Origin of the sequence: Sphingomonas paucimobilis NBRC 13935, from assembly GCF_000739895.2 — a bacterium.
GTDB classification, from domain to species: domain Bacteria; phylum Pseudomonadota; class Alphaproteobacteria; order Sphingomonadales; family Sphingomonadaceae; genus Sphingomonas; species Sphingomonas paucimobilis.
The window spans coordinates 1-20,292 of sequence record NZ_BBJS01000054.1 but is presented as its reverse complement, the minus strand read 5'-3'; the positions used below and the strand labels follow the sequence as shown (position 1 = coordinate 20,292).

At 67.5% G+C, this 20,292-nt stretch carries 17 protein-coding genes; 7 read left to right on the top strand and 10 right to left on the bottom strand.

Annotated features, from left to right (window positions below; genetic code table 11):
* Nucleotides 1–9: 9 nt before the first annotated feature.
* Nucleotides 10–957, bottom strand: coding sequence for a tRNA (adenosine(37)-N6)-dimethylallyltransferase MiaA (miaA, locus tag SP6_RS16655; protein ID WP_007405187.1), 948 nt, complete (start codon nt 955–957; stop codon nt 10–12).
* Between miaA and serB the strand changes: the two genes are divergently transcribed.
* Complete coding sequence (gene serB, locus SP6_RS16650) at nt 950–1,834, top strand: phosphoserine phosphatase SerB (protein WP_007405172.1); 885 nt, start codon at nt 950–952, stop codon at nt 1,832–1,834. The genes miaA and serB overlap by 8 nt on opposite strands.
* Before the next feature lie 252 nt (nt 1,835–2,086).
* Here the strand turns inward: serB and SP6_RS16645 are convergent, their stop codons facing one another.
* A complete protein-coding gene (locus SP6_RS16645) occupies nt 2,087–3,124 on the bottom strand; it encodes an SPOR domain-containing protein (protein ID WP_007405034.1) in 1,038 nt (345 codons plus the stop codon).
* A gap of 214 nt (nt 3,125–3,338) precedes the next feature.
* Here SP6_RS16645 and SP6_RS16640 point away from each other — a divergent pair, with 214 nt between their 5' ends.
* On the top strand, nt 3,339–4,682 hold the full coding sequence (locus tag SP6_RS16640; protein WP_007405046.1) for an SPOR domain-containing protein: 1,344 nt from the start codon (nt 3,339–3,341) through the stop codon (nt 4,680–4,682).
* 4 nt (nt 4,683–4,686) lie between these two features.
* Here SP6_RS16640 and SP6_RS16635 read toward each other — a convergent pair whose 3' ends face one another.
* Together SP6_RS16635 and SP6_RS16630 are read right to left on the bottom strand one after the other, a co-directional pair.
* The gene (locus tag SP6_RS16635; RefSeq protein WP_007405075.1) at nt 4,687–5,874 is read right to left on the bottom strand and encodes a BaiN/RdsA family NAD(P)/FAD-dependent oxidoreductase; all 1,188 of its coding nucleotides are present in this window, start codon (nt 5,872–5,874) and stop codon (nt 4,687–4,689) included.
* Between the two features lie 41 nt (nt 5,875–5,915).
* Complete coding sequence (locus SP6_RS16630) at nt 5,916–6,380, bottom strand: GreA/GreB family elongation factor (protein WP_007405169.1); 465 nt, start codon at nt 6,378–6,380, stop codon at nt 5,916–5,918.
* Between the two features lie 221 nt (nt 6,381–6,601).
* On the opposite strand from SP6_RS16630, the gene SP6_RS16625 reads away from it, so the two are divergent.
* Nucleotides 6,602–8,344, top strand: coding sequence for a DEAD/DEAH box helicase (locus tag SP6_RS16625; RefSeq protein WP_007405103.1), 1,743 nt, complete (start codon nt 6,602–6,604; stop codon nt 8,342–8,344).
* Nucleotides 8,345–8,382: 38 nt separating this feature from the next.
* On the opposite strand, the gene SP6_RS16620 is transcribed toward SP6_RS16625, so the two are convergent.
* The 6 genes from SP6_RS16620 to SP6_RS16595 form a co-directional block, all read right to left on the bottom strand.
* A complete protein-coding gene (locus SP6_RS16620; RefSeq protein WP_007405107.1) occupies nt 8,383–9,642 on the bottom strand; it encodes a dihydroorotase in 1,260 nt (419 codons plus the stop codon).
* Nucleotides 9,639–10,622: an aspartate carbamoyltransferase catalytic subunit gene (locus tag SP6_RS16615; RefSeq protein WP_007405051.1), complete on the bottom strand. Its 984-nt coding sequence runs from the start codon at nt 10,620–10,622 to the stop codon at nt 9,639–9,641. The genes SP6_RS16620 and SP6_RS16615 overlap by 4 nt, the downstream gene beginning before the upstream one ends.
* Nucleotides 10,623–10,683: 61 nt before the next feature.
* Nucleotides 10,684–12,237: a hypothetical protein gene (locus SP6_RS16610; protein WP_007405162.1), complete on the bottom strand. Its 1,554-nt coding sequence runs from the start codon at nt 12,235–12,237 to the stop codon at nt 10,684–10,686.
* 61 nt (nt 12,238–12,298) lie between these two features.
* On the bottom strand, nt 12,299–14,653 hold the full coding sequence (locus SP6_RS16605; protein ID WP_007405066.1) for a TonB-dependent receptor: 2,355 nt from the start codon (nt 14,651–14,653) through the stop codon (nt 12,299–12,301).
* Nucleotides 14,654–14,810: 157 nt separating this feature from the next.
* The gene (gene ruvX / locus SP6_RS16600) at nt 14,811–15,275 is read right to left on the bottom strand and encodes a Holliday junction resolvase RuvX (protein WP_007405093.1); all 465 of its coding nucleotides are present in this window, start codon (nt 15,273–15,275) and stop codon (nt 14,811–14,813) included.
* Nucleotides 15,272–16,387 carry a DUF3089 domain-containing protein gene (locus tag SP6_RS16595; protein WP_007405092.1) on the bottom strand — a complete coding sequence of 372 codons (1,116 nt, stop codon included), beginning with the start codon at nt 16,385–16,387 and terminating at the stop codon, nt 15,272–15,274. Before SP6_RS16595 ends, ruvX begins: the two co-directional genes overlap by 4 nt.
* A gap of 138 nt (nt 16,388–16,525) precedes the next feature.
* Here SP6_RS16595 and gatC point away from each other — a divergent pair, with 138 nt between their 5' ends.
* Genes gatC through gatB form a run of 4 tightly spaced genes read left to right on the top strand, consistent with a single transcriptional unit; the run spans nt 16,526 to nt 20,182 of the window.
* Complete coding sequence (gene gatC / locus SP6_RS16590; RefSeq protein ID WP_037568622.1) at nt 16,526–16,813, top strand: Asp-tRNA(Asn)/Glu-tRNA(Gln) amidotransferase subunit GatC; 288 nt, start codon at nt 16,526–16,528, stop codon at nt 16,811–16,813.
* Nucleotides 16,813–18,294 (top strand): Asp-tRNA(Asn)/Glu-tRNA(Gln) amidotransferase subunit GatA, encoded by a 1,482-nt coding sequence (gene gatA, locus SP6_RS16585; RefSeq protein WP_007405155.1) that lies wholly within the window; start codon nt 16,813–16,815, stop codon nt 18,292–18,294. The genes gatC and gatA overlap by 1 nt, the downstream gene beginning before the upstream one ends.
* A complete protein-coding gene (locus SP6_RS16580) occupies nt 18,288–18,704 on the top strand; it encodes a hypothetical protein (RefSeq protein WP_007405060.1) in 417 nt (138 codons plus the stop codon). The genes gatA and SP6_RS16580 overlap by 7 nt, the downstream gene beginning before the upstream one ends.
* Complete coding sequence (gene gatB / locus SP6_RS16575) at nt 18,701–20,182, top strand: Asp-tRNA(Asn)/Glu-tRNA(Gln) amidotransferase subunit GatB (protein ID WP_007405032.1); 1,482 nt, start codon at nt 18,701–18,703, stop codon at nt 20,180–20,182. Before SP6_RS16580 ends, gatB begins: the two co-directional genes overlap by 4 nt.
* The last annotated feature ends 110 nt before the right edge of the window (nt 20,183–20,292 follow it).

The following is a 20,292-nucleotide window of genomic DNA, read 5'->3' as shown; positions in this document are numbered from 1 at the left end:
CGTCAACCGTCAATTGCGCAATAATGTTTCGATTGTGCTGCGGCGCACATCGGCGTCGATGTCGGAAATCGCGGTCCAGCCGGGGCCCGGCTGATGGCGGAACCAGGTATATTGCCTTTTGGCGTAACGTCTTGTGGCGAGCGCCCCGGCGGCCTCGGCCTCGGCGCGGGTCATCCGACCTTCCAGCAGCGCCGCCGCTTCGGGAACGCCGATCGCACGGCGGATCGGGGCGTCGGCGGGCAGGTCGGGGCGGGCCAGAAGTGTGGCGGCTTCGTCCAGTCCTTCGTCCAGCATCTCGCCGAAGCGCGTGTCGATCCGCGCGTTCAGCCAGTCGCGGTCGGGCAAGAGGATGACAGCGGACAGCGCGATGCGCTCGCCGATCCCGCCTTCTTTATGCGCCTGCCATTGGTGCAGGGGGCGGCCGGTCGAGCGAACCACCTCCAAAGCGCGGGCGACACGGGTGGTGTCGGCGGCGTTGAGCCGGGCGGCCGCCTGCGGATCTTTGCGGGAGAGGGCGGCATGCGCCTCGGCAACCGGCAGCGCGCGGACCTCGGCGCGGATCGCCGGGTCGATGTCGGGCACCGGCGCGATGCCGTCGAGCAGGGTGCGCATATAAAGGCCGGTGCCGCCAACCAGGATCGGCAGCGACCCCGCCGCCACGCTGTCCTCGATCGCGGCGCGTGCTTCCGCCGCCCAGCGCGCCGCCGAGTAACCGGTGTCCGCCGCATCGACATGGCCGAACAGCCGGTGCGGCGCCTGTGTTACTTCTTCGGGCGAGGGGCGGGCGGTGAGGATCGACAGGTCGCGATACACCTGCGCCGAATCGGCATTGATGATCGTGCCGCCAGTGGCCTTGGCCAGATCGAGCGCCAATGCGGACTTGCCGCTGGCGGTCGGCCCTGCGATGAGCGCGACCTTCGGCAAAGCGGACGGGAAAGAGGGAGCCTTGATGTTCACGGCAACGCTGATAGCAGCCACGGGCCGGCTGGCCGATGCGGATTTGACGGCCGCCGCGACGAAACTGGCAAGCGCCGGCCTCACGGTGGGCGCAACGCGCTGGATCGATCGTGGCTGGGCCGTCGATCTCGACTTTGACGGCGATCCGCTGGCGGCGCGCGCGGCGCTGGAGGGGCAGTTCGATGCCACCGATGTCGTCGTCCAGCCCAGCGAAGGGCGCGAGAAGCGGTTGCTAGTCGCCGATATGGATTCGACCATGATCACCGTCGAGTGCATCGACGAACTGGCCGACTATGCCGGGATCAAGGAGCAGGTCGCCGAAGTGACCGAACGCGCGATGCGCGGCGAACTGGACTTCGCCGCCGCGCTCGATGCGCGGGTTGCGCTGCTCGAGGGGCTCGACGAAAGCGTCATCGAGCAGTGTCTGGCCGAGCGGGTGACGCTGATGGCGGGTGCGCGGACGCTTATCCGCACGATGAAGGCGCGTGGCGGTTGCGCGATCTTGGTGTCGGGTGGCTTCACCCGCTTCGCCGAGCCGGTCGCTGCCGAGATCGGCTTCGACCGCGCCATCGCCAATTATCTGGAGATCGCGCACGGCAAGCTGACCGGCACGGTGCGCAAGCCCATTGTCGGATCGGATACCAAGGAGAAGACACTGGTCGAAGCGCTGGCCGATCTGGGGCTCGATGCCTCGGCCAGTCTGGCGGTGGGTGATGGCGCCAACGACTTGGCGATGATCCGCCGCGCTGGGCTGGGCGTGGCGTACCGGGCCAAGCCGATCGTCGCGGGCGCCGCGGCGGCGCGGGTGGATTATAACGACCTGACGGCGCTTCTTTATGCCCAGGGCATTGCCCGGACCGACTGGGTAACGGCTTGAATGCGCTTCACCCCGGCGAAGGCCGGGGGCCAGTTGCGTAACGATAGGAGCGGCTTACCGGCGTCCACCCAACTGGATCCCGGCCTTCGCCGGGATGGTGGGGCGGGTTTTGCACCGATCTCCCGGAAAGAGGCAGGTCGAAGGCCTGACGGAGGTGTAACTGGCCGTATGAAGTCACCCGCCATCGCCGATGGCGATGCTCCTCCACCATGCTGCGCCTGGTTCCGCAAGCACAGCATGGGAGGCATGAGCTCAGGGCGCGACCACCACGCAGGGTTGGCCTGAGCGCGAACAGGCCGACTGGGCCTCGGCGCGATTGGCATAGCCGCCGGCCTGGAGTCGGGTGACGCCGCCCGCCGCGACATAGAAGGGCTGCGCACCACCCAGGCGTCCGCGCACCTTCTGCCACAGGGTGCTGGCATTGCTACGATCCCGGAATGCGCCGAGCTGAATCCGCCAGGGGCCGCTGGTCGGAGCCTGTGGCTTGGCCTTGGGCTGCGGCTTGGCGGCGACGCGCGCCGGGGTGGCCGGGCGTGGCGGCGCGGCGGCCGGGCGCTCTTCGCTCGGTGCGGTATAGCTGGCGCCCGCCGTGGCGGGGCGTGAAGCGGGCACCGGCACCGACTGGACCGGCCCCGATGGGGCTGCCATCGAGCCGCGATTGTCGACGATCCGCCGGGGCTGACCGGGGGGCAGGGCGGCCGGCGCAGGCATCGTCGCGGCGCGCGCGGCATATTGCTGCGCGAGCTGGGTGCCCTTCTGCCGATCGGCCGGGGTGATATATTGGTCCATCTGCGCCAGCGTCTCCGACGCCGCCTTCAGCCCGTTCTGCGAGGCCAGGGTCATCAGCGCATAGGCACGCGGATAGTCGCGGGTGACGCCGTCGCCGTTGAACAACATGGTGCCCAGCACGAGCTGCGCGCGCGGCTCGCCGCGCGTCACCGACTTTTCCAACCAGGGCAAGGCCTCGGCGCGCTTGCCCGACTGAAACAGCGCCAGGCCATAATTGTCGGCCGCCTGAAGATGCCCCTGATTAGCGGCCTTGCGGAACCAGCTTTCGGCGAGCGTCGGATCGAGCGGCACGCCGCGCCCCAGCTTATAGGCCTGGCCCAGGTTGAACTGCGCATCGGCATCGCCGGCGATCGCGGCGGGACGCCATTCCTCCACCGCCTTGCGATAATCGCCCTGTGCCCAGGCATCGACGCCGGCCTTCACATCGGCCAGCGCCGGCACCGCGACCAGACATGCCGCCAGCGCGATCAGCCCTGTGCCCATCCGTGGGAAGCTGCGCATCATCCTTCATCCCTCAACAGGTTACCGGCCCATCCATGCCCCGGCGACGGGTCATGGTAAAGCCGGACGGCTATGCCCCAGACGACTTAACTTTTCCTTAGAAGGCCTCGGCTAGCGTGGTTGGCGATCGGGGAAAGGGCCATGCACCATCCGCCATATCTGCCGCGGGCATCGCGACCGGGAAAGCGCCGCTTTGCCGTGTCGCTGCGCGTGCATGGCATTCCTTCCCACCACGCTCGAACCCGGTGAGACCATGACGACGATCCGCACTCTTATCACCTGTAGCGTCAGCGCCCTGATGCTGGGTGGCGCGCTGACCGGCTGCGCCGCCGTCGATCGCCGCGCGGCCGGGTCTCTGGACGGTATCGGTGCGGCGGGGAGGGATCGGGGCACCGCCGCGCTCGCCCAGCAGACCCGGCGTATCCTGACGCAGCGCGACGGTGCCGGCGCGGTCGCGTTCGCCGAGCGACTGGTGGCGGCCGAACCGCATCGGGCGGATTATCGCGCGCTTCTGGGGCAGAGCTACCTTCAGGCCGGGCGTTTCGCCTCTGCGCGACAGGCCTTTGCCGAGACATTGGAACTCGACCCCACGGACGGACGTGCCGCGCTCAATCTGTCGCTGGCGCTGATCGCCGGTGGTGATGGAGAGGCCGCACGGGCGGTGCTCGGCCGTCATGCGGATCATATCCCGGCGACGGACCTCGGCCTGGCCATGGCACTGGCCGGCGGAACGGGCGAGGGCGTGAAGATCCTCTCCGCCGCGGCGCGCGAGCCGGAGGCCAGCCCCAAGACGCGGCAGAATCTGGCGCTGGCGCTGGCACTGGCGGGGCAATGGGACATGGCGCGCATGGCGGCGTCGGCAGACATGGCGCCGGCCGATGTCGAGCAGCGGATGCAGGAATGGGCGGCCTTCACCAGCGCCACCAGCCCGGCCGATCAGGTAGCGGGGCTGTTGGGCGTGCGGCGGGCGGTGGATACGGGGCAGCCGCTGACGCTGGCCCTGAACGCCGCGCCGCCGGTGGCGGTGGTCGGTTCGCAGCCGGCCGAGGAACCCGTCGCCCCATCGACCGAGCCGGCCTTCCCGCAGAACCCGGCTTCGGTGGCGCAGGCCCCCGCGATCGTCTTTGCCGCGCGACAGGCGGTGGTGCAGCCGCTGCCGATGATGGCGAGCGAGACGTCGCGGGTGGCGCGGATGGCGCCTGCCCTGGTCACGACGCCCGCCCTGCTGCGCCGGGTCGAGGAACGCCGGGCGGTGGCGCCACAGGGCGACTGGAATGTCCAGATCGGTGCCTTCGCCAATGAAGCGGGTGCGCAAAAGGCTTGGGCGCTGCTGACCCGCCAATTTGCCGGCCTGTCGGGCTATGCTCCGTCGAGCGCGACGTTGCGCCGACCCGAGGGCGATCTGTACCGCCTGTCGGTCGGCGGGTTGACCCGGTCGCAGGCGGATACGTTGTGCGAGCGTTATCGCAAAGCCGGCGGCGCCTGCTTCGTGCGTCAGCGGGCCGGGGACCAGGTGGTGCATTGGGCACGGCCGGGAATCGGCCTCGCCGCGCTGTGACCTTCTAGACGGCTTCGCCCGCCGCGCGGCCGCTCGCCCAGGCCCATTGGAAATTATAGCCGCCGAGCCAGCCGGTGACATCCACCGCCTCGCCGACGAAATATAGGCCCGGCACCGTCTTGGCCTCCATCGTGCGGGAGGACAGGCCGGCGGTCGATACGCCGCCGACCGTCACTTCGGCCTTGGCATAGCCCTCGCTGCCATTGGGGTGGAAGGACCAGTCGGCGAGGCGCGCCTGCGCCGCCGCCAGCAGCTTGTCGGTCGCGGCCCCGAGTTCGGCGGGCAGGGCCAGTCGCTCCGCCAGCGTCTCGGCCAGTCGGTCGGGCAGATGCTGACCCAGCGCGCGGCGCGGGGAAAGGCGTGGTTGTGCGTGCTTGGCGGCGATCAGCCAGTCGGACGCGGCGTCGGGGGTGAAATCGATCCCGATCGCCTCGCCATGCCGCCAATAGGACGATACTTGCAGGATCGCCGGGCCCGACAGCCCGCGATGGGTGAACAGCGCCGCCTCGCGAAACCGGGTCTTGCCCGCGCGCGCGACCACCTCGGAGGCCACGCCGGAGAGCGAACGGAACAGCGTTTCCTCACCGCCCAGCGTCAGCGGAACCAAGGCCGGGCGCGGCTCGACCACCTTCAGGCCGAACTGGCGTGCGAGGTCATAGGCATAGCCGGTCGCCCCCATTTTGGGGATGCTCGGGCCGCCGGTCGCGACGATCAGGCAGGGGGCGGTAGCCGCCTCGCCGCGCCGGGTGATGCGGAACGCGGTGCCGTCATGCGCGACCTCGTCCAAGGGAGCGCCGAGCGCGATATCGACCTGCCCACCCGAACGCGCCGCGCGGTCGCACTCGTCGAGCAGCATGCCGACGATCTGCTTGGCCGAGCCGTCGCAGAAGAGCTGCCCCAGCGTCTTCTCATGCCAGGCGATACCATACGCCTCGACCAGCGCCAGAAAGTCGGCAGCCGTGTAACGGCCCAGCGCCGACTTGGCGAAATGCGGATTGGCCGACAGGAAGTGATCGGGTGCGGTGCCGATATTAGTGAAATTGCACCGCCCGCCGCCGGAAATCAGGATCTTCTTCCCCGGCGCGTCGGCATGATCGACGACCAGGACGCGCCGTCCCCGCTGTCCGGCGGTCGCCGCCGCCATGAGCCCCGCCGCGCCCGCGCCGAGGATGATCGCGTCATAGGATTGCATGGGCGGGCTTTAGGGGGGATTGGCAAGAATATCGAGGACGATCAGGTGGGCTGTGAGACGTCCAGAATCTCCACGGCATCGGCCTTCCCGCCGAACGCGACCATTTCCCCGGCCATCGCGCCCATCAGCGCGCGCGCCAATGGCGCGGCATAGGCGATGCGGTCCTGCGACGGATCGGCCTCGTCATGGCCGACGATGGTCAGCGCCTTCGTCTGGCCGTTGAGACGGATCGTCACCACGCTGCCGATCCCCACCTCATCCTCCGCCGGGGCGGGCGCCAGTTCGGCGGTGGCGGCGCGGGTGTTCCAATAGCGCAATTCGCGCTGGAGCCGCGTTCGATCTTCTTCCTCGGTTGCAGCCGCCAGAGCCGCCTCGACCTCGGCGACCTTGGCGCGGGTCAGCTCGGCCCCGCGCGGCGTGACCAGATTGGGGCCGGGCGGGATCGGCAGCTCGAATTTGGGTTCGAGATGCTCCTCATCGGATTCGCGGCGAAAGGCGACACTCATCGGGGATCAACGCATGGGGACATGGCGCGGCTCCATGACGGGCCCATCGCTTCGCCGCAAGCGCCGGCGGCGATGGCTTGAGTTTTTCCCGACATCGTGTATAGGCCCACGCTTTCACGGAACGCTACACATTCACCCGTGCCGCATGGGTGTATCCGCCAACCGAGTGGGATGGGTCCCTTGGTTCGGCGGTACGCGCTCCTTTTTCTGTTGGAGTCCCCATGCCTTTTTCTGCTTTGCCGCCGGTCCTGTCGGCAGCCCTTTCCGCGCGTGGCTATGCCGCGCCGACCCCCGTCCAGGCCGCCGTCATCGAGGATGATGCGCAGGGCCGCGACCTGATCGTCTCCGCCCAGACCGGTTCGGGTAAGACCGTCGCCTTCGGCCTCGCTATGGCGAGCGAGCTGCTTCAGGGCGCGGATCATCTGCCCCCGGCCGGCGCGCCGATGGCGCTGGTCATCGCCCCGACCCGCGAACTGGCGCTGCAGGTCAGCCGTGAGCTCGAATGGCTCTATGCCGGCGCCCGCGCGCGCATCGCCACCTGTGTCGGCGGCATGGACGCCTCGCGTGAGCGTCGCGCGCTCAACCACGGCGCGCATATCGTCGTCGGCACGCCGGGTCGTCTGCGCGATCACCTCGAGCGCGGTGCGCTCGACCTGTCGTCGCTGAAGTTCGTCGTGCTCGACGAGGCGGACGAGATGCTCGACATGGGTTTCCGCGAGGATCTGGAACAGATTCTCGATGCGACGCCGACCGAGCGCCGCACGCTCCTGTTCTCGGCGACCATGCCGCGCCCGATCGTGCAGCTCGCCAAGCGCTACCAGACCAATGCCAAGCGGATCGAGACGATCAGCGAGGATAAGGGCCATGCCGACATCGCCTATCAGGTGGTGACGGTCGCCCCCGCCGATATCGAGGCGGCGGTGGTCAACCTGCTGCGCCTGCACGAGGCCGAGGTTGCGATCCTGTTCTGCGCGACCCGCGACAATGTCCGCCACCTGCACGCCAGTCTGGTCGAGCGCGGCTTCTCGGCCGTGGCGCTGTCGGGTGAGCATTCGCAGAATGAGCGTAACCATGCGCTGCAAGCGCTGCGTGACGGCCGCGCCCGTGTCTGCGTCGCGACCGACGTCGCGGCGCGCGGGATCGACTTGCCGGGACTGACGCTCGTCATCCATGTCGAAATCCCGCGCGATGCCGAAGCGCTCCAGCACCGCTCGGGCCGCACCGGTCGCGCGGGCCGCAAGGGTACCGCGATCCTGATCGTCCCCTATCCGCGCCGTCGCCGCGTCGAGGGGATGCTGCGCGGTGCGCGAATCGATGCCGAATGGCGTCGTGCGCCGACGCTGGAGGAAATTCGCGAACAGGATCGCGAGCGGTTGCTGACCGCATTGCTCGCCCCCGTCGAGGTGGACGAGGCCGATCGCGAACTGGCGACGCGCCTGCTCGCCGAGAAGTCGGCCGAGGACATCGCCGCCGCTTTGGTCCGCGCGCACCGCGCCGCGCTGCCCCAGGCCGAGGAACTGGTCGAGGGCGATGCACCGCCGCCGCGGGAGCGTCGCGAGGGCTTCGACGACACCGTCTGGTTCCGGATGAGCGTCGGCCGCCGCCAGAATGCCGATCCGCGCTGGCTGCTGCCGCTGATCTGCCGTCGCGGGCACATCACCCGCAACGAGATCGGCGCGATCCGCATCCAGCCGAACGAGACGCTGTTCGAGGTGCCGACCGCGCTGGCGTCGCGCTTCGTCGCCGCGCTGAAGCGGACCGAGGCGGATCATGCCGAGGACGATATCGCGATCGAGCAGGCCGATGGCCCCCCCGCCGGTGGCGCATCGAATGGCGGCCCGCGTCGCGGTGGGCCGGGCGGTGGTCGTCCGATGGGCGGTCGTCCGGCCGGCGGTCCCGGCGGCCCGCGCCGCTATTCGCCGCGCCCGACGCAGGGCGGCCCGCGCGGTCCGCGTCGCGGCTAAGTAAAAGGGCCTCCCCAAGATGTCTTGGGGAGGCCTTTTTAATTGAAGCGTGGGGGCGGCGTTTGCTGGGAAGTAAAGGGGTATAAAATCTCCCGACCGCCCTTCCATAAGCGCTTTGCGCGGCCCTGAACCGGGAAGCCATCGAACGGCGTATTCCCAGCCGAGGCGAAGGCGTCGCCCGACACCATCCATGGCGTGTCGGCATCGAACAGCATCAGGTCGGCGGGCTTGCCTGGCTCCAGCGTGCCCGTGTCGAGACCCAGCACCTTGGCCGGATTGCTCGCCAGCAGCGCGAACAGTTGGGACAGGGTGATCCGCTCGTCGCGCACCAGCATCAGCGCGAGCGGCAGCAGCGTTTCCGCGCCAGCCATGCCCGCTTCGGCATCGACGAAGGGCAGGCGCTTGGCCTCGGGCCCGTGCGGGTCGTGGCCGGAGCCGATGACATCGACCGTCCCGTCCGCGACCGCGGCCAAAGCCGCTTGCCGGTCGCTCTCGTCCCGGAGAGGGGGAGAGAAGCGGGCGAAGGTCCGGAAATCGGTGACCGCGATATCGGAAAGATGGAGATGCGCGGGCGTGATCCCGCAGGTCACCTTCACCCCCCGACGCTTGGCCGCGCGGATCAGGTCGAAGCCCGCCGCCGTCGTCACCTGTCGGATATGGAGCTTCGCGCCCGTCTCCTCCGCCAGCATCAGGTCGCGCGCGATGGCGAGCGACTCGGCAATGGCGGGAGCGGAGGGCAGGCCCAGACGGCTTGCCGTCTCGCCCTCAGTCGCGACCCCATCGGCGGCGAGGCCACCGTCCTCGGCATGGGCTATGACGGTGAGGCCCAGATCGCCGGCATAAGCGAGCACGCGGTGCATCACCCCCGAATCGGCGATCCAGCCGCGCCCGGTGCCGACCGCCTTCGCGCCTGCCGAGACGCAGACCGCCATCTCGGCCAGATCGGTCCCCGCCAGCGAGCGGGTGGCCGCCGCGATCGGGTGGATCCACAGGTCCGGCCGACCGATCAGCGCGGCACGCTGGACGACGCCCGGATCGTCGAGCACCGGCGACTGGTCGGGCATCAACCCGATCCGAACGATACCCCCGGCGCGGAAGGCGGCGTGGTCGACCTTGAACACACCGAGATCGACGATGCCCGGCGCCAGCGTCTTGCCGCCACAGTCGATGACGGTCGCACCCTCGGGAGCGTCGCCGGTGCCGGTGATGACGCCGTTCTCGACCAGCAGGGTCTGGCCCTTGATCTCACCGCCGACCGGGCAGATCAGCGTGGCATTGGTGAAGGCGGTGACGCTCATGCCCAGCCCTCCAGCTTGCGGGCCCGACGGGTCAGCACGTCCAGGCATGCCATGCGCACAGCGACGCCCATTGCCACCTGTTCAGTGATCGCCGATTGCGGGCCGTCCGCCACCTCCGAGTCGATCTCGACGCCTCGGTTCATCGGGCCGGGATGCATGACCAGCGCACCGGGCTTGGCGCGCTTGAGCCGCTCGGCGGTCAGGCCGTAGCGCATCCGATATTCGCGGGTGGAGGGGATATAGCCGCCCGCCATCCGCTCGTTCTGGACGCGCAGCATCATGACGACATCGGCATCCTCGATCGCTTCGTCAAAATCGGTGAAGGGGGTGACGAACATGCGCTCGATCCCCTTGGGCATCAGCGTCGAAGGGGCACACACCCGCACCTCGGCGGCGAGCGCGGTGAGGGCGAGAATGTCCGAGCGCGCGACGCGGCTGTGCAGGATGTCGCCGCAGATCACGACCTTCTGCCCCGCCACGCTGCCCCGGCGGCGGCGGATGGTCAGCATGTCGAGCAGCGCTTGCGTCGGATGCTCATGCCGCCCGTCGCCCGCGTTCAGCACCGGGCAGTCGACCTTGTCGGCGATCAGGCGTACCGCGCCGCTCGCCATGTGGCGGATCACGATCACATCAGCGCGCATCGCGTTCAGCGTCATCGCCGTGTCGATCAGCGTCTCGCCCTTCTTCACGCTCGACTGGGCAGCATGCATGTTGACCACATCGGCGCCCAGGCGTTTCCCCGCGATCTCGAAGGACAGCAAAGTCCGGGTCGAGTTCTCGAAGAACGCGTTGATCTGGGTGAGGCCCGCCAGCCGCGTGTCCGGCGTGTCGGTCGCGCCACGATCGAGCCAATGTTCCGCCTCGTCGAGCAGGAACATGATCTCATGCGGTTGAAGGCCGTCGATACCGGTCAGATGCCGGTGCGGAAAAACGGCGCCACCCTGAATGAGCGTGCCGGGGCGATGATCCGAGGTCTGCATTAAAGCCGCCGGGTAGCGGCCGGGACGGCGTTCGGCAAGGGCGGTTCGGCAGGCGGGGCGGTTAGCCGGTCGGCCAGGTTACCAGCACATGCCCATCGCCGATCCGCATCAATTGGGCACGGCCGATCGGAAAGCCAGCGGCCCGCAGCGGGGACACGAGACCTTCCGTAGTCACCGACTCGCCCGCGACATGCTCGGTCCAGAAGAGCGTCGGGCAGTCGCGGGGCATGGTGCGATCCCCGGCGGCCGCGAGCGGAAAGCCGAAATGCGCCGCGACCATGCGATAGGCGAAGGGAAGGACCGCCTGGTTCTCGCTCGGCGGGGAGATCAGGACGGGGCGGTTGCCGTTCAGGTCGACATGGGCACTCGTGGTGGGGCAGTTTCGCCGGATGGTGGCGATCGCTTGGCCGGTGCCGTACCAACTCGGCCGCGCCAAGGTGCGGCCCAGATTGAGATGGATCGCGGTCACGGCCGAAAAGGTCATCAGCGCGGCCAGGGCCACGGCGAACCACGGCCGCACGCGATCGAGCAGCGCCGCCGCACCCAGCGCGAGGATCATCGCCAAGGCCGGATGCAGTGCTACCAGATAACGGTCGATGATGAAGGGGCGCCACAAATGGATGGCGATCATCGCCGCACAGCCCAGCACCAATCCGAGCGCCAATGTCCCCGCCAGATCGGCATGCGCCACCAGTCGGCGGTCACGCCAACTGCGATAGGCCAGCATCCCGAAACCGATTCCCGCCAGGATCGTGATCGGCGGGTTGGCGGACAGGTTGCGCACGATCTCGGTCTGGATAGCCCAGCGCGCGCTGTTGAAACTGCCCTGAATCCAGAAACTGCGCGTATTGGCCTCGATCCGTCCGAAGGACAGGCCGAGGTGGAGCAGCATCGGGATCGCCGCCAGCGTCGCGGCGCCCAACAAGCGGGATGCCGCCTGCCAGTCGCGCGCGACCAAGCGCCGCAATACCATCGCGGCGACCAGCCCGCCGACGATCATGCTCGTCGCGAGGTGCACGTTGAGCGCGACGAGCAGCGCCAGCGTCAGCATCACCCATTCCGCCCGGCGATGCGCGCGGTGCCCCCGATCGAAACCGATCAGCGCGGCCGCGGCCACCGCTGCGGCCGCAAAGGCGAGATAATTGGAACGCAACTCCGTCGCCCGATCGATCGCCGGCCACGCGCTGGCCAGTGCGATCGCGAAGACCCAGCCGGTCCGACGCAGCCCCTGCGGGATCAGCCACCAAGCGAGCTGGATGGCGGTCCCCGCGAACAGGATCAGGTTGACGACCCGCCGCTCCTCGACCGTCGATCCCAGCTTGGCGGTCGCGCGGACCAGCGCATAGAAGAGCGGCGGATGGTTGTCGGCCAGCCAGCGATCGAACGCATGAGAGAGGGGAATGTCGGGCCGCGTGACATAGAGCGTATAGAATTCGTCATACCACGGCCCGCGCAATCGCATCGCCCAGGACATGGCCGCCACTAGCGAGACGATGACGATCGCCAGCATCACGCCCGTGATGATGGACGGCATGCCGGGCAAGAGGCGGCGTGGCGACGGGCTGGAGCGGCGATCCGGGGTCATCGCCTGTCGGTCTGCCGCACCTCTTGCCATGCGGCAAGCCGATGCGCCGGACCGGGAGCGCTGGGCTTCCCGATCCGGCACGCGGCGTTCGTCAGAACGCGCCCGACAGCGTGATGAAGCCCATCCGCGGCGGCTGCGCATAGCTGTTCCAGGTCTTGGCGGCGGCGCCGACGACCAGTTCGTAAATCCCCTTGCGGTTGGTCACGTTGGTGACGTTGACCGACAGCTTCAGGTCCTTGACGGGCAGGCCGGCAATCGCGGGCAGGTTGTAGCCGGCCTGGAGATTGAGCAGATAGCGCCCGCCGATCGACTGATCGTTGGTGTAGGTGGCGAAGCGCGGGCCGACATAGTCGCCGATCGCCTGAATCTCGAACGGACCGTCATTGATCGTGACGACCGTCTTGTTCAGCCATTTGGCGGTGTTGGGCACATATTTGCCCGCCGTCAGGATGGTGTTGGTCCCGCTGACATAATTGTCGCGATATTTCGAGCTGTTGTAGGACAGCGCGTTGTAGATCGACAGATGCGGGCCGAAGCGCAGCGTCGCGGCGGCATCGACGCCGTTGGTCCGCACGCGGCCGACATTCTGAAGGATCGACACGCCGCCGATGACCGAGGCGATGACCGGCGTCGCGCTGATCTGAAGCAGGCGGTTGTCGAAATCGACATGATAGGCGCTGATCTGTCCTTCGATCGCGGTCAGCGGGCCGAGGTCGAGCGCATGGCGCGAACGCAGGCCCGCCTCATAGGTCCAGGAGGTTTCGGGTGAGGTATTGGCCTTGATCTGGTCGAAGGCCTGCTGGCTGCCGACCGCGAAGGGGGACAGGCCGGCCGCGACCGAGGCCTGGAACTGGCGGACATTCTTCTGGATATGGCCGAACAGCTGGTCGTCGGCGGTGATGTCCCAGATCGCGCCCACCGCCGGCAGGAACCATTTCTTGGTGTTCAGCCGCCCTTCGGGATAGCCGGTCGAGGTGCCGGGCAAAGCGCCGGGCAGCGGCTGGGTCGGCACGCGGCCATCGGCGAATTGCAGGCTGGATTTGAACCCGGCCTCGACCGTGACCGTCGGCGTGACGTGCCAGCGATCCTGCACATGCGTCTGGATCAGGTCGTATTTCGTGATCGCGGCATATTGAGTCAGGCGGCGCTTGGCGGGATCGGCCCATTCATAGGGCGAGGGCGGGTTGTCGATCGGCGCGGCATACCAGCGGCGGAAGATGGTGTTGCGATTATGCTCGTACCAACCGCCCAACTCGATTTCGTGATCGCCCGCATGGATGGCGAGCGTCGAGATCAGACCTTTACGGTCGATGCCATATTCGGTGGTGCGCAGCGCATAGCCCGATCCGCCGAACACCTGCTTCAGATTCTGGCCCGGATAATAGATGCGGAACAGGCCCGGCAGGCCGGCGGCCGCGATCGGGCCCGTGATCTGCCCCTGACCCTCGTCATGATGATAATAGACCTGGTTCGACCAGGTCAGCGCATCGCCGAAGCGATGCTCGTACTTGATATAGCCCAGATAGTCGGTGCGCTGCGCGTCGCCGAAATAGTTCATATAGTTGTTGGGGTTGTTCGCCGGCGGCGCGCCATTGGCGTCGACATAGGCGAGGGCGGCCTGCCAGTTCGGATAGAGCAGCGAGCGATAATAGGGCTCCAGGCCGCCGGCATTGTGCGCGACCGAATCCTGATTGGGTTCGGCCTTGTCGGAAATGTTGAAATAGCCGGTCAACGTGCCGTTCTCGCCCTTGTGGACGAACTTGGCATTGCCCTGCCACCCGCCCTGGCGGGCGTTGAATTCCCAGGCGCGAGCCTTTTGCCGGACGACCGAGAGATAGCCGCTATTGGTGCCGCCCAGGCCCTCGACTTCGCCGCTGTCGATGCGCAGATAGGTGCGGCTCGCGTCATAGCTGCCCAGCGTCTGGGCGAAGCGGACGCCCATGGTTGCGGCCGGATCGCTCGAATAGGTCTCGATTCCGCCGCCCAGATTGCTGGCCGAGGCGGTGCCGAGATCGGCGGCGCCGGCGGTCAGGCGGACGCGCGCGACATTCTCGCTGATCACTGCGCGCTGCGGCGTCAGGCCGTTGTAATTGCCATAGGACTGGTCGCCCAGCGGCACGCCGTCCATGGTGAAGCCGAGCTGGTTCTGGTTGAAACCATGGACGAACAGCGAGATGTTCTGCTCGTTATTGCCCCAGGGATCGGCGGTTTCGAACTGCACGCCCGGCAGGGTCTGGATCGCCTTCACCGGGTTGGCGCCGGGCAGCACCTTCTGGATTTCCGCCGCACCCAGCTCGACCGAGGAGCGGGTGGTACGCGTCGCCGTCACGACGATCTGGTCGCGATTGGTGCTCTCCTCGCTGGGGCGTGGATCGGTGGCCGATTGCTGCGCCAGGGCAGGCATGGCGAGCGTCGCGGACCCCAGCAGCAAAGCCGCACGAAACACTAATGAAAACGATTGCATTTAATGGCCCCCCACGGGTGTTGGAATGGAGGGGAGCCGGTAGGGACGCAGCGTGACAAAGGGGCGACCGGAAGAAGACCAATATATTACATATTATACAATGATGGTCGATTTGCCGTCGGTCGAGCAGCGGCGGCGATCAGGCCATCACCAGGGCATCGATCGCGGCTTGCAGGATATGCGCGGCGGCAAGGTTGTCGATCCGCTCGGCGCGTTTGGCGCGGCTCATATCCTGCTCGATCATCGTGCGCTCGACGGCGACGGTCGACCAGCGCTCGTCCCAGAGCAATATGGGGCCAAGGTCGGCGCAGTTGCGGGCAAAGGCGCGGGTCGATTGCGAGCGCGGGCTTTCGCTGCCGTCGAGATTGAGCGGCAGGCCGATGACGAGACCCTTGACGCCCTGCTGCGCGATCATCGCGATCAGGGCTTCCTTGTCCTTGGTGAACTTGGTGCGGCGAACGAGCGTGGCCGGGCTGGCGAAGCTCCACCCGGCGTCACACAGTGCGGTGCCGATCGTCTTGGTGCCGACATCCAGCCCGATCAGTCGTCCGCCAGAGGGCAGGGCATCGCGAAACGCGCTACGGTCGGTGGTGATCAGGCTCATCGAAAGGCTTTCAAACGGCGATCCGCATCGGCGCGGACATTCGCCCAGAACAGGCTATAGTCGTATACGTGGTAATTGTTGCCGGGCAGGACATAGGGGCCGACGCTTGGCCCCTCGCCGATGGTCAAGATACCGCGTCCGTCGCATTTGGCGGGCACTCGCGTCGCGACGATGGCGGCGGTCTGGAGATCGGCGGAGGGGTAGAGCGTGCCGAGATTGGCGGTGGCGGGCGCAGCGACGCCCGGCGTGCCGGTCAGCGGATTGGTGCACAGCATCGCCGTATCCTTGCGGGGCGCGCCGGTATAGCCGTTGGTCTGGTCGAAGACGTCGAGGATCAGCGACGGGTCGGCGGGCTCACCGAAACTCTGCCAGCTAAGCACGCAACCCGTCTGGTCGGCGCGCTCACAGGCGGGCAATCCCATGGCGGGCAGGTCGGCGGTCATCGAGATCGGCCAGCCGACGATATAGGCCGCAACGATCCGCCGCTGGAGCGCGGGCGTCTTGGCCACCCGGTCGGTCAACAGGCGCGACAGGTGCAGTGCGCCCTGGCTATGCCCCGCGAGGATCAAGGGGCGGTTGGGATCGACCTGCGCCAGGAACGCCGTGAAGGCGGCATCGACATCCCGGTAGGCCAAGTCCAGCGCGCGTTCGGCGTCCGCCATGCTGGTCAGGAACGCGCCGAAGGTGGCCTGGCGATAGCGCGGCGCCCAGATATCGCCCGATCCGTTGAAGGCGCTCGCCTGTCCGCGCAGGAACAGCTCGGCGCGACCATTGGTCTCGGGATCGTCGAGCGGGGCGTTCCAATGCGCCTTGCTGATATAGGAGGTCGGGTGGATGAAGAAGACCGCCGCGCCGCCGCCCGGCTTGCCCGGCTTGCCCGGCTCATAGCCGGTCGGGACCCACAGAGCTGGATTGCCCGGCATGTCGGGCCGCGCCAGCCACATCTTGCGATCCTTATACGCGTCCGCCGCCGTTGCCGCCTGCGCCTGAAACGACTCGGACGGGACCGTCGACCAGCGGAGAAGCTGGTTGCCGAACAACCGATAGGCAAAGGCCGCCGCGATGGTCAGCACGATGAGCGCCGCCACGACATACAGGAATTTGCGCGCCACATCATCACTCCGTTGTGCACTGCAGCAGGAGACGCCCCGCCGCAACTGCATATCCCGACGCCCCGCTTGCCCCCATTGCAATCGCCGACATGGCAAAAGCGTTGCGCGAAGCCGCGCGGCGATGCTAGCCGCAAATCCATGTCCGTAGATACCGCAACCGTGAAGAAGATCGCGAGCCTCGCCCGCATCGCGATCACCGAGGAGGACGCGACGCGCCTCGCCCCCGAACTCGGCAATATCCTGGGCTGGATCGAGCAGCTAGGTGAGGTCGATACCCAAGGCGTCGAGCCGATGACGGCGGTGATCCCCAACCAGCTTCGCCTGCGCGACGACGTCGTCAATGACGGCGGCATCCGCGACCTCCTCATGCAGAATGCGCCGCAGGCCGAACATGGCTTCTTCACGGTGCCCAAGGTGATCGAATAATGACCGACCTGACCACACTCGGCATCGCCGCCATCCGCGACGGCGTGCGCGACGGCCAGTTCAAGGCGCGCGAAGTCGCCGAAGCTTTCAACGCCAAGGTCGCGGGCGCGCGGGCGCTCAACGCCTTTCTGGTCGAAACCCCGGAGCACGCGCTCGCCGCCGCCGATGCGGCCGACGCGGCGCGCGCGGCGGGTGAAACCCTCAAGCCGCTGGCGGGCGTGCCGATCGGCATGAAGGACCTGTTCGCGACCAAGGGCGTCGCGACCACCGCCGCCAGCAAGATCCTCGAAGGCTTCGTGCCGCCCTACGAATCGACGGTTTCGCAGAATCTGTGGAACGCGGGCGCGGGCATGCTCGGCAAGCTGAACCTCGACCAGTTCGCCATGGGCTCGTCCAACGAGACCAGCGCGTTCGGCAATGTCGTCTCGCCCTGGCGTCGCCCGAACGACACCGCCCCGCTCGCCCCCGGCGGTTCGTCGGGCGGGTCGTCGACGGCGGTGTCGGCTGGCCTTGCTCCGGGCGCGACGGGCACCGACACTGGCGGCTCGATCCGCCAGCCCGCCGCCTTTACCGGTATTTCGGGCATCAAGCCGACCTATGGCCGCTGTTCGCGCTGGGGCACGATCGCCTTCGCTTCCTCGCTCGACCAGGCGGGGCCGATGGCGCGCGACGTGCGCGACTGCGCGATCATGCTGGAAGCGATGGCGGGCTTCGATGCCAAGGATGCCACTTCGCTGAAGCTCGACGTACCGAACTGGGAAGCCGCGCTGTCGGCGGACCTGAAGGGCAGACGCGTCGGTGTGCCGAAGGAATACCGCGTCGACGGCATGCCCGCCGAGATCGAGGCGCTGTGGCAGCAGGGCATCGCGTGGATGCGTGATGCAGGCGCAGAGATCGTCGAGGTCTCGCTGCCGCACACGAAGTATGCGCTTCCGGCCTATTACATCATCGCGCCGGCCGAGGCGTCGTCCAACCTCGCCCGCTATGACGGCGTGCGCTACGGCCTGCGCGAGTTGCCCGAAGGCGCCGGTCTTCAGGACATGTATGCCGCGACCCGCGCCGCTGGCTTCGGTGACGAGGTCAAGCGCCGTATCCTGATCGGGACCTATGTGCTGTCGGCGGGCTTCTATGACGCCTATTACACCCAGGCACAGAAGGTCCGCACGCTGATCGCGCGCGATTTCGAGCGGGCGTTCGGTGAATGTGACGTGCTCCTCACCCCGACCGCGCCGTCGGCGGCGTTCGCGCTGGGCGAGAAGCAGGCCGATCCGCTGGCCATGTATCTCAACGACGTGTTCACGGTGCCCGCCTCGCTGGCGGGGCTGCCCGCCATGTCGGTGCCGGGCGGGCTGGACAAGGACGGGCTGCCGCTCGGCCTCCAGATCATCGGCAAGCCACTGGACGAGCAGGGGGTGCTGAACGCCGGGCTCGCCATCGAACAGCGCGCGGGCTTCACCGCCCGTCCGCAGGCCTGGTGGTAAGCGACCGCGCCTTCACGGCCCGCAACATCGCGGTGTTGCGGGAAGCACAGGGCGCCCTGAACGTCGCGTTCGGGGCGATCCTCAGCGCCTATGTCGGCGTGTCGCTCAGCCATATGGAAAGCCAGCCCTTCGACCATCACACGCTGGCGCGGTTCTTCCTGGGCGTGGCGGGGTTCATCCTGTGCCTGTGCGTGGGCAATAGCGTGATCCTGCGCGGCGAGGTGCGGCTGGGCATCCTGTTCCTCGTGCTGGGCGCGGGCGCGGCCTATATTGGGTTGCGGGAGGCGCGGCATCTCGGTTTCGAGACGTCGGTCCTGCGCATCCTGTCGACCTGCTGGATCGTCGCCCTGCTGGGCAGCAACGCCGTCCTGACGGCGATCAACTATCTTCATCATCGAGATCGAACATGAGCGAATATCGCATCCAGGGCGCGAGCGGAGAATGGGAGGTCGTGATCGGCCTGGAAGTCCATGCCCAGGTCACCTCCAACGCCAAGCTGTTCTCCGGCGCGGCGACCGCGTTCGGCGCGGAGCCCAACACCCAGGTCTCGCTGGTCGACGCCGCGATGCCGGGGATGCTCCCTGTGCCCAATATGGAGTGCATCCGCCAGGCGGTGCGCACCGGCATGGCGATCGACGCGCAGATCAACAAATGGTCGCGCTTCGACCGGAAGAATTACTTCTACGCCGATCTGCCCCAGGGCTATCAGATCAGCCAGCTCTACCACCCCCTGGTGGGCGAGGGCGCGATCGAGATCAGCCTGGACGAGAAGAACCCCGACGGCCCGACCAAGTCGATCGGTGTCGAGCGTATCCATGTCGAGCAGGATGCGGGCAAGCTGATGCACGATCAGCATCCGACGCGCTCCTATGTCGATCTCAACCGCTCGGGCGTGGCGCTGATGGAGATCGTCAGCCGCCCCGACATGCGCTCGCCCGCCGAAGCAGGGGCTTACTTACGCAAGCTACGCGCCATCCTGCGCTATGTCGGGTCTTGCGACGGCAATATGGAAGAAGGCTCGATGCGCGCCGACGTGAACGTATCGGTCCGTAAAGTCGGCGACGAGTTCGGCACGCGTACCGAGACGAAGAACGTCAACTCGGTCCGCTTCGTGATGGCCGCGATCGAATATGAGGCCAAGCGCCAGGTCGCGGTGCTGGAGGATGGCGGCAAGATCGTCCAGGAAACCCGCCTGTTCAACGTCGAGAGCGGCACCACGCGCTCGATGCGGTCGAAGGAGGATGCGCATGATTACCGCTACTTCCCCGATCCCGACCTGCTGCCGCTGGAGCTGACCGACGCGTTCGTCGAGGAATGCCGCGCCAGCCTGCCCGAACTGCCCGACGCCAAGCGTCGTCGCTATGAGGCGCTGGGCCTGACCGCTTATAATGCGGGCGTGCTGACCGCCGAGGTCGAGACGGCGCGCTGGTTCGACGCGCTGCTGGAGGCTCTGGAGGGCACCAGCGCCAAGCCCGCGCAGGCGGCGAACTGGGTCGCGGCCGAGCTGTTTGGCGCGCTCAACCGGCTGGGCAAGGATATCACCGAGAGCCCGGTCAGCCCGGCCCAGGCGGCCGAACTGCTGGCGCTGGTCGCCGACGGCACGCTGTCGGGGAGCCTTTCCAAGCAGGTGTTCGAGATCATGCTGGAGACGGGCGATGGTCCGTCGAAGATCGTCGAGGAGCGCGGCCTCAAGCAGACCAGCGACACCGGAGCGATCGAGGCGGTGATCGCCGAGGTTCTGGAGAAGAACCCCAACCAGCTGGGCCAGTATCGCGCGGGCAAGGAAGCGCTGTTCGGCTTCTTCGTCGGCCAGACGATGAAGGCGATGGGCGGCAAGGCGAACCCGGCGGTGGTGAACGACCTGCTGAAGAAGGCGCTGGCGGGGTAAGTCCCGTCGTGGCGAGGAGCGAAGCGACGCGGCCATCTAGAGCGTCTGGACGTGCGGCCCTGGATTGCGTCGCTTCGCTCGCAATGACGGGCTGAAATCTCCTCCCCTGT

Excerpts from the sequence above, each read along its gene's own strand:
- SP6_RS16610 (WP_007405162.1), bottom strand. The coding sequence starts at position 12,237 with ATGGCAAGAGGTGCGGCAGACCGACAGGCGATGACCCCGGATCGCCGC.
- ruvX (WP_007405093.1), bottom strand. The coding sequence starts at position 15,275 with ATGAGCCTGATCACCACCGACCGTAGCGCGTTTCGCGATGCCCTGCCC.
- SP6_RS16640 (WP_007405046.1), top strand. The coding sequence starts at position 3,339 with ATGGCATTCCTTCCCACCACGCTCGAACCCGGTGAGACCATGACGACG.
- gatA (WP_007405155.1), top strand. The coding sequence starts at position 16,813 with ATGACCGACCTGACCACACTCGGCATCGCCGCCATCCGCGACGGCGTG.
- SP6_RS16635 (WP_007405075.1), bottom strand. The coding sequence starts at position 5,874 with ATGCAATCCTATGACGCGATCATCCTCGGCGCGGGCGCGGCGGGGCTC.
- SP6_RS16630 (WP_007405169.1), bottom strand. The coding sequence starts at position 6,380 with ATGAGTGTCGCCTTTCGCCGCGAATCCGATGAGGAGCATCTCGAACCC.
- gatB (WP_007405032.1), top strand. The coding sequence starts at position 18,701 with ATGAGCGAATATCGCATCCAGGGCGCGAGCGGAGAATGGGAGGTCGTG.
- SP6_RS16620 (WP_007405107.1), bottom strand. The coding sequence starts at position 9,642 with ATGAGCGTCACCGCCTTCACCAATGCCACGCTGATCTGCCCGGTCGGC.
- SP6_RS16615 (WP_007405051.1), bottom strand. The coding sequence starts at position 10,622 with ATGCAGACCTCGGATCATCGCCCCGGCACGCTCATTCAGGGTGGCGCC.
- serB (WP_007405172.1), top strand. The coding sequence starts at position 950 with ATGTTCACGGCAACGCTGATAGCAGCCACGGGCCGGCTGGCCGATGCG.
- SP6_RS16625 (WP_007405103.1), top strand. The coding sequence starts at position 6,602 with ATGCCTTTTTCTGCTTTGCCGCCGGTCCTGTCGGCAGCCCTTTCCGCG.
- gatC (WP_037568622.1), top strand. The coding sequence starts at position 16,526 with ATGTCCGTAGATACCGCAACCGTGAAGAAGATCGCGAGCCTCGCCCGC.
- SP6_RS16645 (WP_007405034.1), bottom strand. The coding sequence starts at position 3,124 with ATGCGCAGCTTCCCACGGATGGGCACAGGGCTGATCGCGCTGGCGGCA.